The sequence below is a fragment of the Streptomyces saintjeani genome (assembly GCF_055409605.1).
Map to the genome: position 1 here is coordinate 8,228,642 of NZ_CP189624.1, position 16,027 is coordinate 8,244,668.

Genomic DNA, 16,027 nt, shown 5'->3' on the forward strand with positions numbered 1-16,027 from the left:
GGGGCCGGACGAGCTGGGTGAAGGCGGGGCGTGCGTGACGCGGGCGGTGGTGGTGGCGAGGCCGGGCAGCCGGAAGCACACCGGGGAGGGGGTTCCTGCTCCGGCGGGGGTACGGGGGGACAGCGGCGCCCGGCACGCCGTACCCCCGTCGTCGGGGGCCCCGCGATGAACCGTGTCCGCGCGCTGTGGGACCGCGTACCCGCGCCGGTCGTCGATCTCCTGTTGGTCGCGGCGGCGGCCGTGGACCTGCGGCTGAACCTGTGGGACGACACGCGCCTCGGCATCGCGCTGGCCGGGCTCGGTGTCGTCGCGCTGGCCCTGCGGCGCCGGTTCCCGCTCGTCGTGTTCCTGCTCACCGTGCCCAGCGCGCTGACGCAGCCCGTCGCCGTCGCCCCGGTCGTGGCGCTGTTCACGCTGGCCGAGCGCTCCCGCGACCGGCGGCTGCTCGCGGGGTGCGTCGCCCTGACCGCCGTGGCGAACAGCACCCCGTGGCCGCTGGAGAGCCTCACCGGCGTCGGCCGGACCATGACGCTGGTGACCTTCGTGTACGGCCTGGCGATCGCCGCCGCCCCGGTCCTCATCGCCCAGCTCCTCCAGACCCGCCGGGACCTGGCGCGCCGGCTCGTCGAGATCGAGGAGGCCAGGGAGCACGAGCGGGCCCTGCACGCCCAGGCCGTCCTCGCCCGGGAACGCGCCCAACTGGCACGGGAGATGCACGACGTGGTCTCGCACCAGGTCAGCCTCATCGCCGTACAGGCCGGCGCCCTCCAGGTCGCGAGCAAGGACGTGGACGCCAAGGAGGCCGCCCGTACGATCCGTTCGCTGAGCGTCACCACTCTCGACGAACTGCGCACCATGGTCACCCTGCTGCGCGCCTCCGGCGGCAGCACCACCGAGCTGACTCCCCAGCCCACCCTGGCCGACCTGCGCACTCTCGTGGAGTCGAGCGGCACCCACGTACAGCTGACCGGCGAGCTGCCGCCCGCCGTCGGCACCCCGGCCCAGCGCGCCGTCTACCGCACGGTCCAGGAGGCGCTGACCAACGTCCGCAAGCACGCCCCCGGCGCGACGGCCCGCGTGGAGCTGTGGCAGGACGGCGACGACATCGGCGTGACCGTCACCAACACCGCGTCCACGCGCCCCTCCCTGGCCCTGCCCGGCTCCCACCAGGGCCTGGTCGGCCTGCGGGAACGGGCCGACATCCTGCACGGCACGCTGGAAGCGGGGCCGACCGGGCAGGGGGGTTACCGGGTGAGCCTGCGCATCCCGCTCGACGGGGACTGAGCGGGGGCTGTCCTCCGGCAGGGCTGCCCGCCCGGTCACCGGGGGACAGCAGGCTCCGCCGGACGGCGGGGACGTACCCCCCGACCGGCGGGGCCGGTACCGACGGGTGCCGGATGGTCCGCCCCCGGGTGCCCGCGCGAGATTCTTCCCATGACCGATGCGCAGCCGCTGCTGAAGCCGTCCGCCCCGCAGGAGAACCCTCCGCCGCCGCCCCGGCCGGCCCCCGGACCGTCCGGCCCCTCGACGGGACGTCTCGTCGGCGTGGACCTGGCCCGCGCGCTGGCCGTGTTCGGCATGTACGTCGTGCACATCGGGCCCCCGCTGTCCGCGACGCACGGCGTGGCGAGCTGGGTCCGCTACCTGGCGGACGGCCACTCGTCGGTCCTGTTCGCCACCCTCGCCGGGTTCTCCCTGACGCTGCTCGCCGGCCGCCGCGAGCCGAGGACCGGCCTCGCGGGCCGGCAGGCGAAGGTCCGGATCGCGATCCGCGCCGTGATCCTGATCGCCCTCGGCACCGTGATGGCGATGGAGTACGGCGGGGTGATCATCCTCGCTTTCTACGGCGTCTACTTCCTGCTCGCTCTCCCCTTGGTGCGCCTGAGCGCCAGGGCACTCGCGGTCACCGCCGCGGCTCTCGCCCTCGTCACCCCGCAGCTGGCGTTCGCCCTGAACACCGTGCTGACCGACTCGGTCCAGCAGAGCGTCAACGCCTACGACCCGCTCCACCGGCTCAGCGGCGTCGGTGTGCTCGACCTGCTGTTCACCGGTTTCTACCCGACGATCACCTGGATGGCGTTCGTGGTCGCCGGCATGGCGCTGGCCCGCCTCGACCTGTCCGCGCCCGTGGTCCGGCGGCGCCTGGCCGCGCTCGGCGCCGCCCTCGCCGTGGCCGCGTACGGCCTGTCCCTGCTGTTCGCCGGCCAGGGCGCGCTGAGGAGCACGGCGGAGGACGGGGCGTCGTCCGGCGGCTCCGGGGCGATGCCCATGGACGGCGGGGCGCTCTCGGCCTCGTCGCTCCTGACGGCCGGGCCGCACAGCGGCACCACGTTCGACATCGTCGGCAGCGTGGGCGTCGCGATCCTGGTGATCGTGGGCGCGACCGCGCTGATCGACCGCCTCCCGCGCCTGGGCCGCCTGCTGCGGCCGGTCATCGCTGTGGGCACCATGTCCCTCACGGCCTACGTCGGCCACTTCGTCGCCCAGTCCGTGCTGTCCACGTCCGGCGGGGACGGCTCCCAGCAGTCCTGGACGCCGCTGCTCTGTTACGTCCTCGGGGCGATCGTGTTCGCCGGGATCTGGTCCCGCTTCTTCCGGCGCGGCCCCCTGGAGTACCTGCTCAACACCGCGACCAGACCGGCGAAGTACGTCCGGTGAGACCCCGCGGCGGTGTTCCCGAGCGTCCCCGGGAACGCCGTCGCGGCTGCACACGAGGAGGCCGTCTCCCACCGTGTCGCCCCGGTCACCCGCCGCTATCATGTGGGCCGTCCGCAACACGCCCAGCGGGAGGTCGAGTTGACCCGTGCAGTGCCGGAGTTGTCCGAGGCCGAGGTGGTGGCCTGGCGGGAGAGCGGGGCATCGGTCGTCGAACTGCTGGGGCGCGCCCAGCGGTTGGGGCCGGTCGGCGGGATCCGGCTGGGGGACCGGCCCGTCGTGCTGGTGACCGGGGCGCAGGAGGTGCGGCACGTGCTCGCCCGGCATCCGGAGCGGTACGTGAAGCGGTCGCACCGGCTGCGGCCCCTCCTCGGGGACGGGGTGCTCACGGTGGACGGGGAGGCATGGCGGGGGCAACGGCGGCTGTTCCAGCCCAGGTTCACGGTGCAGGGGGTCCGGCGGTACGAGCGGGCCATGCGGGACGCCGTCGAGGAGGTGGCCCGGTCGTGGGGGGAGTCCGCCCGGAGCGGGCGGCCCCGGGATCTCGTCGCCGACATGCGGCGGTTCACCATCGACGTGATCTGGCGGGCCACCGCCGGGCTGCCCCTCGACGACACCACCCACCGGCAACTCCTCGCCGCCGCGCGCATCGTCGCCGCGATCTCCGCGCTCGGGGCGACCGACCCCACGCACTGGCCGGCCGACCTCGCCGAGGTCGACGCGGCGGCCGGGCGCGCCGTCGCCGCCGCCCGCGTCAACGGGGACCCCGGGATCCTCGACGCGCTGCTCGACACCGTCGAACTTCCCGACCCCGACGGGCGGTTGGTGCGCGACAACTTCGTCACCTTCCTCGTCGCCGGGTACGAGACCACTGCCGCCACGCTCAGTTGGCTCCTGCTGCTTCTGCACGACCACCCCGGGCACCGGGAGTGGGCGCTCGCCCAGGGGCCCGCCGGGTCGCCCGCGCGTACGGCCGCGATCCGGGCGCTGATCAGCGAGACGCTGCGGCTCTACCCGGCCGCGCTGCTGATGTTCCGCAACGCCACCGAGGACGACGTCCTCGCCGGGTGCCGGATCGAGGCGGACGCGACGGTCGCGCTCTGCGCGTACCTCACGCACCGCGACCCCGAACTCTGGCCCGAGCCCGAGCGGTTCGTGCCGCAGCGGTTCCATGGGGCGGCTCCTCGTCCTGCCCTCGGTGCGTACTACCCGCTCGGGCTCGGGCCGCGTACGTGTCTGGGGGCGCAGTTCACGCTTCAGGAGATGGCGTTGCTCGCGGAGGCTCTGTTGCCGGCTTTCGAGTTCACGGTCGTGGGGGAGCGGCCGGAGCCCGCGTTCGACGTCACGATCCGGCCGGGTGGGCCGATGGCCGCGACGGTGAGGGCTCGGGGTGGGCGGGACTGTTCGGTGCCGGTTCTTCCTTGACCGGTGCCTTCCGGTCCGGCGGCATCCCCTTTTTTCTGTCCGTTGCCCGGTTCGCCTCGCTTTCGGCTCGGCCCGGTCTTCCCAGCACCACCCCTGCCAGCACCAGCACCAGCCCGCCCAGTTGGCGCCCGCTCAGGCTGTCTCCCGCGACCGCCGTGCCCAGGAGTACTCCCGTCACCGGGTTCAGGAGCCCTATCAGCCCGACCGTCCCCGCAGGGAGATGCCGTAGCCCCGCGAACCACACGGCGAACGCCAGGGCCGTGGCTATCAGGGACGTGTAACCGACCGCGAGGAGCGCCGGACCGGAGAGCGCGGGCGGGCCGCCCTCCACCACGGCGGCGACCGGGAGCAGGAACAGGCCGCCCGCGGTGAGCTGCCACGCCGTCGCCGCGAGGACGTCGACCCCGGAACCCCAGTGCTTCGTGAGGACGTGCCCGAACGACGAGACCAGCATCGCCGCGGCCGAGGCGAGGACGCCCACGAGGTTCGTCCCGTCCGCGCCGGTGAACAGCATCAGGCATACGCCGGCCAGGCCGACGGCGGCGCCCGCGAGGTGCGCGGACCGGGGGCGCTCGGCGACCATGCCCCACGCGATCAGCATCATCGTCAGCGGGGACACCGCCATCACCGTCGACGCGACGCTCGTCGGGAGCAGTTGGGAGGCGACGTACACGAGGACGAAGAACACGCTCGCGTTGAGCAGGCCCAGTACGGCGGAACGCCCCCACCACACGCCGTGCGGCAGCCGCCGGCGCAGGACCAGAAGAACCAGCCCCGCGGGCAGCGCGCGCAGGGCCGCGCCGTACAGCGGGCTGTCGGGCGGCAAGTACTCATGCGTCACGAAGTAGTTCGCGCCCCACGCCACCGGCGCGAGCGCCGTGAGAAGGGTCCACCGCACATTCGCTTCCATGGAAGGCAATGTAACTTCCCGGGAAGGTATTATGGAAGACGTGGACGAGAACACTCGCTCGAAAGAGTGGCAGACCGAGGATCGGGGAACCGGGGAGCGCGGGGCCGGGGAGGACCGGGGCGAAGACGCGCGGTCGCAGGACCGTGTCGCCCGCATCCAGGCCGACTGGCGTCGTGAGCGGCCCGACCTCGACGTCTCCCCGCAGGGCGTGATCGGCCGGCTGCACTCCCTCGCGGGCCGCCTCACCGACGAACTGTGCCTGGTCTACGGGCGGTACGGCCTGGGGGAGGGTGAGTTCGACGTCCTGTGCGCACTGCGCCGCGCGGGAGCGCCGTACGAAAGAGCGCCCGGTGAACTCGCCGCGCACACGATGGTCACCACCGGCGCGATGACCAAACGCATCGACCGCCTGGAGCGCGCCGGCCTCGTCACCCGCCGCCGCGCGAGCGACGACCAGCGCGGCCGGATCGTCGCCCTCACCCCACCCGGCCGAGACCTGATCGACCGGGCCTTCACCGACCACATGCGCAACGAACGCAGATTGCTGGACGTGATGACACCGGCCGAGGCGGCGATCCTCGAACAACTCCTCGGAGTATGGCTCGCGAGGCTGGACGGCACCCACACACCGACCGACTCCTGATCACGCACCAGCCGAGCGGACACCACCGAGACCGGCGACGCCCACACCGACCGGCCACGCGCCCTCGCCGATCCAACGCCCCCCGACCCCGCCCTCCCGCCAACTTCACCCCCCGCCCCGTGCTTTCACGGTATGCCCACCGCTCCTCACCGTTTCTTTAGATTTCAAAAGCTACGCTCGCGGTCAAGTCGAGCGGCCGAAAACGGCCCCCACGCCGCGGCGCTCGCGTGTTGCACCCCCACAGGTACAGGAGACAGGCCGTGCGCGACGGCGACGTAGTGGTGATCGGCGGCGGGTATGCCGGAGTCCGGCTGGCCAAGCGGCTGGACGCGAGCGCGCGGGTGACTCTGATCGACCGTAAGGAAGTCTTTTTTCACCGGATCGCGTCCCTGCGCGCGGGCGTGGACCCCGAGTGGACGTCGACGCCGTTCATCCCGTACGACCGGCTGCTGACACACGGGAGGATCGTCGTCGGCAAGGCGCTGCGCATCGACACGGACGCGCGCAGCGTCGTACTGGCGACCGGCGAGAGGATCCCGTACGACGTCCTGGTCGTGGCGACGGGCGCGGACTACCCGGAGCCCGCGAGGTTCACCGGGACGACCGTCGAGGAGGCGTCGAAGGCGTTCGTCGCGCACCAGCAGAAGATCGCCGGGGCGGGGCACGTACTGATCGTCGGCGGCGGCCCCTCCGGCGTGGAACTCGCCGCGGAGATCCGCCTCGCGCGCCCGCACGCGCGCGTGACGCTCGCCCACGCGGGCGAGGCGCTCCTCGACGCGACCGGCAGCGCGTGGGCGGGCCGCAAGGCGCGCAACTGGCTGGAGTCCCACGACGTCGACGTACGCCTCGGCTCGTTCATGGCCCCCGGCACCGAGTTCGGCGTCTACAAGGACGCGCAGGGCGGCACCATGACGGCGGACGTCTCCTTCTGGGCCACCGGCATCACCCCGAACACCCTGTGGCTGCGCCTCGCGGGCCATGGCGACTGGCTGAACCCGGCGGGACACATCAAGGTCGACCGCGCACTGCGCGTCACCGGCCTGCGCGACGTCTTCGCCGTCGGCGACGTCAACGACGCGGCCGACCAGAAGATCACCCAGGCCGCGATCGCCCAGGCCGACCTCGCCGCGCACAACATCCGCGTCCACCTCACCACGCAGGGCCGCCACCGCAAGGAACCCCGCCTCTACCGGGCCCCCCACCGCAGCCCCCTCATCGTCCCCTTCGGCGGCGCCGACGGCCTCACCCTCGTACCCGTACCGGGCGGCGAGAGCGCGGTGCTGGGGAGCCGGACGACGACGCTCGCCAAGGCGAAGACGCTGATGACGCCGTACATGCGGCGGCAGCTGGGGTACACGGCGGCGTGACGCGAGGAGGCCGCCCCGCGCGGAAGCGGGGCGGCCTCGGACGGCGGAGGTCAGTTCTTCTGCTGCGCGCACTGCGGGAACTGCGGGCACTTGGCGAGCTTCGCCCTCGCGCCGGGAAGGCGCACAGCCGCGGCGAACTTCATGGCGCGCGCCAGCACCTTGTCCTTCAGCGAACGCGCGGACGGGTTGCGATGCATGTCCATCTCCCTTCGCCACCGCCTGTGCGGGGCTTGCTCTCACTCACGAGTCTTCGGTGCCCGTGGCCCCGGACGCATGGGGCGCACGTCCCGACCCGGTCCCGTACCCGACCGGGAACGCCGCGTCCACGACCGTCCCGTCCACGCTGCTGGTCAGGGCGAACGACCCGCCCAGCTCCTCCGACCGCTGCGCCATGGAGCGCAGCCCCACCCCCGGGCAGTCCCGGTGGGAGGGGAAGCCGTCCCCGTTGTCCGAGATCCGCAGGGTCACCCGGCCGTCCGACGCGGACACCAGCGCCTGCGCCCAGTCGGCGTGGGAATGACGCACCACGTTGTTGAGCGCCTCGGAGGCGATCCGATACACCGCCACCTGGAGCGCGGCCGGCAGCGGGGGCAGCGGGTCCGGGTCCACCGCGACCCCGATGCGCAGACTGCGGCTGCTCAGATGGGCGGCCAGCTGCTGGAGCGCCCGCGTCAGGTCGGCGCCGTCCAGCGCGGCCGGCGCCAGCCCGTCCGTGATGTGCCGCAGCTCCTTGATCGCGTACCCGATACCGCCGGAGACCTCCGACAGCGGCTGCGCGACCTGAGCCGACGCGCCGCGCCGTACCGCGTCGACCTGGAGGCGCAGCCCCGACAGGGCGGGCCCGAGTCCGTCGTGCAGCTCGTGCCGCAGCCGGCGGCGCTCCTCCTCGCGCGCGTGGATGAGCTGTTCGCGGCTGCTCTGGAGGTCCTGGTGGAGCCGGGAGCCGGCCAGCGCGGGCGCCGCCTGCTCGGCGAGAACCTGCACGGCCTCCCGGTCCTGCGGGTCCAGGGCCAGCTCACCGGCGCGCGGCGCCACGGTCAGTCGTCCGATCTCCTCCCCCCGGTAGACGATCGGGAAGTGCTCGGCGCCCGGCCCCGGGTCGTCGATCCGCACCAGTTCGCGCGGCCCGTGATGGGTGTCGACGGTGACGGAGGCCGCCGGCAGCCCCAGGGTGCGGACGACGGTGTCGCCGAGCAGCTGCGGGGTGTCCCCGGGGTCCGGGGCGCGGCTGAGCCGCTCGGCGAGGTTGCGCACCACCTGGTAGGGGTGCGCGCGGTCGCCGTAGAAGTAGTGGTCCATCACGCGCTGCGCCCAGTGGTACGTCGGACGCAGCAGCACCCCCAGGACGAGGCCCAGGGCGCAGGCGGGCAGCAGTTGCCCGGCCTCGCCGGTGTGCGGGGCCAGCCACAGCAGGATGCCCGCGACGGCCGTGGCCGCCGCCAGCAGGAGGAACGTCAGCAGCAGGACCGCGAGGATCCGGCGCGCGGCCCGGTCGAGGTACCAGGTGCGCGCGCGGGCGGTGAGGTAGCCCAGGCACAGCGGCCAGGTCACCGCGGCGGCGTACCGCAGCGGGAGGTCGACGGAGTCCGGCATGGCGACCCGGAACGTGAGCAGCGTCCACAGCGCCCACACGGCGTGCGGCACCGACACCCACCAGGTCTCCCGCCGGTAGTCCGCCGACAGCGCCATCCGCGCCGCCAGCACCAGCAGGGCGAGCGCCAGCGCGATCTGCGTCCCGTTGGTGTTGACCCAGCCCATGACAGGTTCCGTACCGGTCCAGAAGTCCGCCCACGCGCCCCGCGCCATCGGGTTGCGCACCCCCATCACGGCGCCGATGACGGCCGACCACAGGTACAGCTCCTGGGCGACGCACAGCACCAGCATCCCCAGCACGCACCCGCGCGCCCACGCACCGCGCAGCCGCCCGTCCGGCAGCCAGACCGGCTGCGTGAGCAGCAGCAGCGCGAACAGCGTGTAGAACAGCAGGTCGGCGAGGAACGCGGGCCAGGCCAGCGAGGCGGGCAGCAGCCCCACGGCGATCGTGATCAGCAGGGTGTCGGCGACCGTGACGGACGCCCCGGCGGTCAGCAGCAGCCACCCGAAGACCTTGCCCGAGCGGCGCGAGAGGAACAGCATGCCCGCCAGCGAGAACCCGAACCCGAGCAGCAGGTTCTGCACCGCGTAGTGGAATCCCCGGTACGACGTGACGGTGTCGACGTGGGTGAGGGTGAGCACGGACCAGGCGGCGCCCGACAGGACGACGACCACGCACACCAGGTACGCCGGAAGCAGCTCCCGCCCCGTCCCGGGAACCTTGGTGTCGCTCGCGCCCATGTCCACTCCTCGCCGTCGCCGACCGGAACCGTCAGCCTCACCCACCCGCTGTCCCGGACGCATGAGGCACCGGTCCCGACCCGCTACCGCTCCTCGCCGAGCCCGGCGTCCCGCGCGCGGGCGACGGCCTCCGCGCGGGTGGCGACGTGGAGCTTCTCGAAGATGTGCGTGACGTGGTTGCGGACGGTCTTCTCGGAGAGGACGAGTTCGCGGGCGATACGACGGTTGTCGAGCCCGCGCGCGATGAGCCCGAGGACCTCGCACTCGCGCGCGGTCAGCGCCGGGAACAGCTGCTCGGCGTCCCGCCGCCGCGACCCCGCGACCAGCGTGCTGAGCCGCGCCGCCACCCCGGCCCCGAACACCGCGCCGCCCGCCGCGACGGTCCGTACGGCGTGCAGGACCTCCTCGGCGGCGGCGCCCTTGACGATGTAGCCCCGCGCGCCCGCCTGGAGGGCGGCGAGGAGGTCGCCCTCGTCGTCGGACATGGTGAGGGTGAGGACGGGCAGCCCGGGGTGGTCCTCGGCGAGGGAGCGGATCGCGGAGATGCCGGAGCCGTCGGGCAGCCCCAGGTCCATGATGATCACGTCGGGGGTGCTCGCGGACACCGCCGCCGGGACCTCGGCGACCGTCTCCGCCTCCGCCACGACGACCACCTCGCCGAGACTCTCCAGCGCCGCTCTCAGCCCGCTGCGGAACAGCGGATGGTCCTCCACGACAAGCGCCCGCAGCACGGACCGGTCCACGGGCGACGGGGCATCCTCGTTCACTCTCGAACGGTAGTCCCTCGGAGGCGAGGTCGTCATATTTTCGGCCGATACGTCAGCTTCTGTGCGGTATATGCGACGCTCACGGCATCAGCAGCACCGGCTTCACCGCCTCCCCCCGCACCGCCGCCGCCCCCGCCTCCTCGACCGCCTCGAACGGGAACACCGACACGATCGCGTTCACCGGCAACCGCCCCGCCAGATACAGCTCCACCAGCGCCGGCACGAACACCCGGGGCACCGCCTCCCCCTGATTCACCCCCACCACCCGCGGCCCCCGGTCCAGCATCCCCGGCACGTCGAACGCCGCCTCGGTCCCGGCCGGCGGCGCCCCCACCACCCCGCACACCCCGCTCACCGCGAGCCCGTCCACGGCCTGCCGCAGCACCTTCGGCACCCCGCTCGTCTCCAGCGCCCGCTCCGCACCCCGCCCGCCGGTCAGATCCCGTACGGCGCTCAGCGCGTCGTCCTCGTACGGGTTCACAGCGTCGGTCGCCCCCAGCCGCCGCGCCAGCGCCAGCCGACGGGGGTCCGGATCGACGGCGATCACCCGCGTCGCCGCCGTCAGCCGCGCCGCCATCACCGCCGCGAGCCCCACCGAGCCGACGCCGTACACGACGAGCGTGTGCCCCGCCTCGGGCCGCAGCACGTTCAGCACCGACCCGGCGCCCGTCTGCACCCCGCACCCCAGCGGCGCCAGCACCTCCGGCGGCAGCCCGGCGGGGACGGGGACGACACCCCGCTCACCGGTCAGCGCGAGCGTCGAGAACGACGACTGCCCGAAGAAGTGCCCGTGCAGCGCTTGACCGGCACGCCGGCCCGTCCCTCGCACCGTCGCGCTGCCGTCCAGCCTGCTTCCGCCGGACAGGTTCAGCGCGGGCCAGTGCGCGCAGCGCACCGGGCGGCCGGTCAGACACGCGGCGCAGTGTCCGCACGACGCGAAGCTCAGGACGACGCTGTCGCCGGGCGCCACGGACGTGACCCCGGCGCCGACCGCCTCCACGGTCCCCATCCCCTCGTGACCCAGCACCGCCGGAACGGGGAACGGGGTGTGGCCCGCGCGGACACTGAGGTCGGTGTGGCAGATGCCGGCGGCCCGGACCCGGACGAGGACCTCGTCGGGGCGGGGGTCGTCGACGTGGATCTCCTCCAGGACGAAGGGGGCGTTGTGGGCGCGGACCACGGCCGCGGTGGCGGTGTGCATGGAGGGCTCCGGGGGGGCGGATGCTGTGCAACAGGGCGTGTTTCAGGGGGTGTTGGTGGGGAGGGCTGGATCGCGCGCCGCCTTCACGGCGGCACGCACGGGCTTTTACGGCAGCACGCACGGCTTTTACGGCAGTACCCCGCCCTCCCGCACCACCCGCAGCGCCTGCGCCGCGATCGTCAGCGTCGGGTTGACCGCCGCCGACGACGGGAAGAAGCCGCCGTCGACGACGAAGAGATTCGCCACCTCGTGGCTGCGGCAGTACGGGTCGAGGACGGACCGCGCGGGATCGGCCCCGGCGACGGTCGTCCCGCACTGGTGGCCGGTCGCCTCCACACCCAACTGGCGGGAGAACACGAGGGGATAGCCGGCCCGGCGCATCATCGAGGCGGCGGCGCGGACCAGCTTGCGGTGGGTGCGGGTGTTGGTGGGGTGCCAGCGTACGGTCACGTCGTCGGCGCCGGGGCCGGGCAGGACGCGGTTCTCCGGGTCGGGGAGGTCCTCCGACATCACCCACCAGTCGACGCTGCGCGCGGCCAGGGCGCCGAGCAGCCGCCGGGGGAGCCGGGGACGGCCGGCGGCGAGCGTGGCCTCGTACACCTTGCCCATCAACTGGAGGTTGCCCAGTGGGTGCCGGCCGTGCGGGCCGTCCGGGAGGTAGAAGTCGTTGACGGCCAGGGTCTTCTGGAACGTCACGGGGTTGCGGCGGCGCGGATCGACCGCCATCAGCACGGAGTTGTTGTGCAGCATGAGGTTGCGGCCGACGAGCCCGCTGCCGTTCCCGAGCCCGTCCGGGTGCGCGGCGCCGCCCGAACGCAGCAGCAGGACGGCCGAGTTGACGGCCCCGCACGCCACCACCACGGTTCCGGCCCGCAGTCGGACCGCACGCCCGTCGCGCACCGCGTCCACGGACGTCACCCGCTTGCCGCCGGGGTCCGTCCGCAGCCGCACAACTCGCGTACGGGTGAGGAGTCTCACCGTCGGCGTGCGCAGTGCGGGACGCAGGGCGCGGGTCTCCGCGTCGCTCTTCGCGCCGACCCGGCACGGGAACGCGTCACAGGTGGCGCACCGCTCGCACGCCCCGCCCGGCGCCAGGTCGACGCCGAGTTCGACGGGGTAGGGGTGCAGGCCCTGCGCCGTGAGCCGGTCGGCGAGTTCGGCGATGACCGGCTCGTGCGGCACCGGCGGCCACGGGTACGGGGTGCTGCGCGGCGGGCCGCTCGGGTCGGTGCCGTCGGCGCCGTGGACGCGGTAGAGGCGCTCGGCCTCCGCGTAGTACGGCTCCAGGTCGCCGTACGCGAACGGCCAGGCGGGCGAGGTGCCTTGGAGGTGCTCGACCGCCCGGAAGTCGCTCGCACGCAGCCGGGGGAGGGCGGCGCCGTACACCTTCGTGGTGCCGCCGACGCCGTAGAAGCCGCCGGAGGTGAAGCGGCGGCCCTCGGCCGTGTGCCAGGAACCCGTGTTGTGGTAGCGGCCCTGCTCGAACACCGCCTCGGGGGACCAGTTCTCGGGCTCGCGGGGCAGGAAGTCACCCCGCTCGACGACGAGTACGCGCGCCCCGGTCGAGGCCAGCGCCCAGGCGGTGGTGGCACCGCCCGCGCCCGATCCGACGACGAGGACATCGGCTTCGTACACCTCCCGCTCCTCCGTGACGACCGGCGGTGAGCCGGGACCCCAGACGCCGGTCATGACGCGGCCCTCGGCGGGTCGTAGAGGCGGACGGATGTGCTGTCGTGGAAGGGGAGTTGCTCGGGGATCTCGGAGAGTTCGAGGTGGAGGCCGAAGGGGGTGTGCAGGTAGATGAACCGGACGCCCGCGATGGGGCCGTCGGTGACGGTCTGCGGATCGCCGAGGGCGACTACCCCGTCGTACGCGGTGAGATGGTCCAGCGAGGCGGCCAAGTCCGTGGTGGCCAGGGCGAGATGGTGGCCGCCCCAGTCGCTGTTGCGGGGGTAGACGCGGCGCTGGTCGGGGGACGTGTACTGGAACAGCTCGACGTTGGTGACCGGGCCGAGGCGCAGCATCGCGATGTGCGCGACGGCGTCGCGGTGGACGCCGAGCTGGCGCAGCATCCACAGGCCGGCCGGGTCCTCGACGGGGCCGGTGAGATAGGCGAGTCGGGCGCCGAGGGCGTCGGTGAAGAAGGTCACGGCCTGGTCGAGGTCGGGGACCGTGTACGCGACGTGGTGGACGGCGCCGACGCCGGGGACGGTGATCATGGCTGGTCCTTGCGGGAGTCGGGGGACGTGCTGGGGGTGCGGGCGGGCAGGACGCGGGTCACGGAGGCCGGGCCGAGCGTCAGACACAGCAGCCGGGCGCCGTGCCGGCCCGCGGTGAGGGTGGTGGCGCCGCCGTGCGGGGCGAGGACGAGGCCGCCCGCGGTGAGCGGGACGGGACGCCGGTCGGCGTGCACCGTTCCCGTCAGGACGTACCAGACGGTCTCGGTGCCGCCGACGCCGGCCGGCTCCCAGCGGGTGCCGGGGGACAGCTCGACCTCGTCGAACGCCTCGCACTCGCTGTGCAGCATCCCCCGCCGGGCGAGGCAGCGGACGGCTGCCCGCTCCTCGCCCGGCCCGAACAGGACGGCGCTGGACGGTCCGTCGTGGACGATCACGGCCGACTCCCTTTCTGTCGAGGTGAGTTGAGCGATCTCTGTGGAGGCGGGTCGAGCTACGCCGCGAACCGGCGCTCGTCCGGCAGCGGGACATCCAGGACGGCGTGGAAGAACTCCATGCCGCCGTCCCCGGCCCACAGCCGCACCGTCCCGCCCAGCGGCAGGGTCAGCGCGGTCCCCGAGGCCAGCCGGACCTCGCGGTCGGCGGTGCGGGCGACCCCCGTGCCGCTCAGCACGAACACGGTGTGCTCGGTGCCGCGCGCCGCGAACTCCACGCCCGCGTGCGGCGGGAGGTCCTGGACGCGGATGGTGCGCAGCGGCCCGGTGAGGACGCTCCGGGCGTCCAGCGGACCATGGGCGCGCAGGTCGCGTACGACGATGCTGTTCACGGAAGGCTCCTCCTCCTCCGGAGACCGGCGGGGCCTCGGGAAGACCGCGGGCAACTCCACCACCAGCCAGGACAGCGGCCGTTGCCCGGTGTTGTGCAGCGCGTGCCGGGAACCGATCCCGGTGAGGACCGCGTCCCCGGCGCGCACCGGATGCGCCACGCCGTCGAGGTGGATCTCACCCCGGCCGCGCAGCAGGAAGTACAACTCCTCGGTGCGGGAGTGCAGATGCTCCCCGCTGACCCCGCCCGGCGGCAGCCAGGCCCACTCGACGGCCTCCCAGCCGCCGTACAGACCGGTCCGCCGCGCCAGGCAGGACCAGCGGGAGATCCCGTCCGTGTCGTGCACGCCGTGCACCACGGCGGGGGCGTGCACGTCGGCCACTACGAGTGCGTCACGCATGGGACCGCACCTCCTTCGCGGCGCGCGCCAACTTCTGGGCCGCGCCCGTGATCTCACGATCCGTCAGGTCGTTCACGAACACCGCGTCACCGATGCCGACCGGCAGCGGCAGCCGCTGCATGCCGTCCCGGTGGCGGACCGTGTCCGCGAGGGCGGAGCGGAGCAACTCCGGCTCCAGCAAGGGGTGGTGGACCGGCAGACGCAGGGCGCGCATCGTGTCCAGGACACGTGTGCACTGACGGTCCGTCATGAGGCCGCGCCCGCGCGCGATCACGGTGGTCAACGCCATGTCGAGGTTGACCGCCTCGCCGTGCAGCAGGGCGGGCAGGGCCCGCATCTCCAGCGTCGGGCTGAAGGAGTGGCCGTAGTCGACGACCCGCTCCAGGCGGTGTTCCCACAGGTTGTCGTGGAGTTCTTCGAGCATCCCGTGCACCGCGCGGGCCAGCACGTGGTGTGCCGTGGTCCGCAGCGGGCCGTCCGCCTGGAAACGGCCGGCCAGCAGGCGCTCGCCGCTGCTCTCCAGCAGGTCGAACAGGTCGCGGTCCTTGATCAGGGCGATCTTGAGGATCTCGGCGAGGCCGTTGGCGACGTGCCGCTCGTCGAGCGTCGCGAGGAACGCCGGGTCCAGGAGCGTCTCCGCCGCCGGGTGGTACGTACCGAGGCGGTTCTTGCCGGCGCCGAAGTTCACGCCGGTCTTCGCGCCGACCCCGGCGTCGACCAGGCCGATCAGCGTGGTCGGCACCCGGACGTACGGCGTGCTGCGCCGGTACAGGCTGCACGCGAGGCCCACGATGTCCAGCAGGACGCCGCCGCCGATCGCCACGACCGGCTCGCGCCGGCGGTCCAGACCGAACCGGTCCATCGCGTCGACCACGGAGTACACGGAGTCCATCGTCTTCAGGCGCTCGTGCGCGGGGAGCACGTGGACGGTGTACGACGCGTGCCGGGCGGCTTCGCAGTAGGCGCGGAGCCGCGCGCCGTACAGCCGGTCCACGTCCTCCTCGACGACCAGCAGCCGCCGGGCCGGGATGTCCTCACCGTCCGGGAGTCCGGCGCGGGCGAGGGCGGGATTGCGGGGGTCCAGAACGCCGGGGGCGAAGCGGACCCGGTAGCTCACGGGCTTCGCGGTGGCCACGGTCCAGCTGCGCGCGGGGCCGGGGCCGTCCGTGGTGGTGAGGCCGTGGGTGGTGGGAGGGGGGAAGGGCATGGCGGGTCCTTGGGGGGTGGGGTCGGGCTGGGGGTGGTGCTGAGGCCGGCGGGGTGTGAGTTCGTGCCGGCGTTGGGTGAGAGTGGGATCGGGTCGACTCTGGTGGGGTGCGGGAT

At 73.5% G+C, this 16,027-nt stretch carries 15 protein-coding genes; 5 read left to right on the forward strand and 10 right to left on the reverse strand.

Annotation, left to right across the window (positions count from 1 at the left end):
- Positions 1 to 165 precede the first annotated feature (165 nt).
- The 3 genes from ACQCO7_RS36770 (at position 166) to ACQCO7_RS36780 (ending at position 4,080) form a co-directional block, all read left to right on the forward strand.
- Positions 166 to 1,284, forward strand: a complete 1,119-nt coding sequence (locus ACQCO7_RS36770; protein WP_464075863.1) for a sensor histidine kinase — start codon at positions 166 to 168, stop codon at positions 1,282 to 1,284.
- Positions 1,285 to 1,434: 150 nt separating this feature from the next.
- A complete protein-coding gene (locus tag ACQCO7_RS36775) occupies positions 1,435 to 2,658 on the forward strand; it encodes a DUF418 domain-containing protein (RefSeq protein ID WP_464075864.1) in 1,224 nt (407 codons plus the stop codon).
- A 138-nt stretch (positions 2,659 to 2,796) separates the two neighbouring features.
- Positions 2,797 to 4,080 (forward strand): cytochrome P450, encoded by a 1,284-nt coding sequence (locus ACQCO7_RS36780; protein WP_464075865.1) that lies wholly within the window; start codon positions 2,797 to 2,799, stop codon positions 4,078 to 4,080.
- Here ACQCO7_RS36780 and ACQCO7_RS36785 read toward each other — a convergent pair.
- Positions 3,998 to 4,990, reverse strand: coding sequence for an EamA family transporter (locus ACQCO7_RS36785; protein WP_464075866.1), 993 nt, complete (start codon positions 4,988 to 4,990; stop codon positions 3,998 to 4,000). The genes ACQCO7_RS36780 and ACQCO7_RS36785 overlap by 83 nt on opposite strands.
- 31 nt (positions 4,991 to 5,021) lie before the next feature.
- Here ACQCO7_RS36785 and ACQCO7_RS36790 point away from each other — a divergent pair, with 31 nt between their 5' ends.
- Both ACQCO7_RS36790 and ACQCO7_RS36795 read left to right on the forward strand, forming a co-directional pair.
- Positions 5,022 to 5,633 (forward strand): MarR family winged helix-turn-helix transcriptional regulator, encoded by a 612-nt coding sequence (locus tag ACQCO7_RS36790; protein ID WP_464075867.1) that lies wholly within the window; start codon positions 5,022 to 5,024, stop codon positions 5,631 to 5,633.
- Positions 5,634 to 5,893: 260 nt separating this feature from the next.
- Entirely contained in the window at positions 5,894 to 7,000 is a 1,107-nt protein-coding gene (locus tag ACQCO7_RS36795) for an NAD(P)/FAD-dependent oxidoreductase (RefSeq protein ID WP_464075868.1), read from the forward strand.
- 50 nt (positions 7,001 to 7,050) lie between these two features.
- Here ACQCO7_RS36795 and ACQCO7_RS36800 read toward each other — a convergent pair whose 3' ends face one another.
- The 9 genes from ACQCO7_RS36800 to ACQCO7_RS36840 all read right to left on the reverse strand — a co-directional run bounded on the left by ACQCO7_RS36800 (position 7,051) and on the right by ACQCO7_RS36840 (position 15,911).
- Positions 7,051 to 7,197, reverse strand: coding sequence for a hypothetical protein (locus tag ACQCO7_RS36800; RefSeq protein ID WP_158002840.1), 147 nt, complete (start codon positions 7,195 to 7,197; stop codon positions 7,051 to 7,053).
- 43 nt (positions 7,198 to 7,240) lie between these two features.
- On the reverse strand, positions 7,241 to 9,334 hold the full coding sequence (locus ACQCO7_RS36805) for a GAF domain-containing sensor histidine kinase (RefSeq protein WP_464075869.1): 2,094 nt from the start codon (positions 9,332 to 9,334) through the stop codon (positions 7,241 to 7,243).
- Positions 9,335 to 9,417: 83 nt separating this feature from the next.
- Complete coding sequence (locus ACQCO7_RS36810; RefSeq protein ID WP_464075870.1) at positions 9,418 to 10,101, reverse strand: response regulator transcription factor; 684 nt, start codon at positions 10,099 to 10,101, stop codon at positions 9,418 to 9,420.
- A gap of 79 nt (positions 10,102 to 10,180) precedes the next feature.
- A complete protein-coding gene (locus tag ACQCO7_RS36815; protein ID WP_464075871.1) occupies positions 10,181 to 11,302 on the reverse strand; it encodes an NAD(P)-dependent alcohol dehydrogenase in 1,122 nt (373 codons plus the stop codon).
- 126 nt (positions 11,303 to 11,428) lie between these two features.
- Positions 11,429 to 12,991, reverse strand: coding sequence for a GMC family oxidoreductase (locus tag ACQCO7_RS36820; RefSeq protein ID WP_464075872.1), 1,563 nt, complete (start codon positions 12,989 to 12,991; stop codon positions 11,429 to 11,431).
- Positions 12,988 to 13,521 carry a VOC family protein gene (locus tag ACQCO7_RS36825; RefSeq protein ID WP_464075873.1) on the reverse strand — a complete coding sequence of 178 codons (534 nt, stop codon included), beginning with the start codon at positions 13,519 to 13,521 and terminating at the stop codon, positions 12,988 to 12,990. Before ACQCO7_RS36825 ends, ACQCO7_RS36820 begins: the two co-directional genes overlap by 4 nt.
- Entirely contained in the window at positions 13,518 to 13,916 is a 399-nt protein-coding gene (locus tag ACQCO7_RS36830; protein WP_464075874.1) for a hypothetical protein, read from the reverse strand. The genes ACQCO7_RS36825 and ACQCO7_RS36830 overlap by 4 nt, the downstream gene beginning before the upstream one ends.
- A gap of 56 nt (positions 13,917 to 13,972) precedes the next feature.
- A complete protein-coding gene (locus ACQCO7_RS36835; protein ID WP_464075875.1) occupies positions 13,973 to 14,704 on the reverse strand; it encodes a cupin domain-containing protein in 732 nt (243 codons plus the stop codon).
- Positions 14,697 to 15,911, reverse strand: coding sequence for a sedoheptulose 7-phosphate cyclase (locus tag ACQCO7_RS36840; protein WP_464075876.1), 1,215 nt, complete (start codon positions 15,909 to 15,911; stop codon positions 14,697 to 14,699). The genes ACQCO7_RS36835 and ACQCO7_RS36840 overlap by 8 nt, the downstream gene beginning before the upstream one ends.
- Positions 15,912 to 16,027: the final 116 nt, after the last annotated feature.

What these genes read in the sequence shown, in the direction of transcription:
- ACQCO7_RS36835 (WP_464075875.1), bottom strand. Translation starts at nt 14,704, where the DNA reads ATGCGTGACGCACTCGTAGTGGCCGACGTGCACGCCCCCGCCGTGGTG.
- ACQCO7_RS36820 (WP_464075872.1), bottom strand. Translation starts at nt 12,991, where the DNA reads ATGACCGGCGTCTGGGGTCCCGGCTCACCGCCGGTCGTCACGGAGGAG.
- ACQCO7_RS36770 (WP_464075863.1), top strand. Translation starts at nt 166, where the DNA reads ATGAACCGTGTCCGCGCGCTGTGGGACCGCGTACCCGCGCCGGTCGTC.
- ACQCO7_RS36805 (WP_464075869.1), bottom strand. Translation starts at nt 9,334, where the DNA reads ATGGGCGCGAGCGACACCAAGGTTCCCGGGACGGGGCGGGAGCTGCTT.
- ACQCO7_RS36800 (WP_158002840.1), bottom strand. Translation starts at nt 7,197, where the DNA reads ATGCATCGCAACCCGTCCGCGCGTTCGCTGAAGGACAAGGTGCTGGCG.
- ACQCO7_RS36825 (WP_464075873.1), bottom strand. Translation starts at nt 13,521, where the DNA reads ATGATCACCGTCCCCGGCGTCGGCGCCGTCCACCACGTCGCGTACACG.
- ACQCO7_RS36785 (WP_464075866.1), bottom strand. Translation starts at nt 4,990, where the DNA reads ATGGAAGCGAATGTGCGGTGGACCCTTCTCACGGCGCTCGCGCCGGTG.
- ACQCO7_RS36840 (WP_464075876.1), bottom strand. Translation starts at nt 15,911, where the DNA reads ATGCCCTTCCCCCCTCCCACCACCCACGGCCTCACCACCACGGACGGC.
- ACQCO7_RS36790 (WP_464075867.1), top strand. Translation starts at nt 5,022, where the DNA reads ATGGAAGACGTGGACGAGAACACTCGCTCGAAAGAGTGGCAGACCGAG.
- ACQCO7_RS36775 (WP_464075864.1), top strand. Translation starts at nt 1,435, where the DNA reads ATGACCGATGCGCAGCCGCTGCTGAAGCCGTCCGCCCCGCAGGAGAAC.
- ACQCO7_RS36815 (WP_464075871.1), bottom strand. Translation starts at nt 11,302, where the DNA reads ATGCACACCGCCACCGCGGCCGTGGTCCGCGCCCACAACGCCCCCTTC.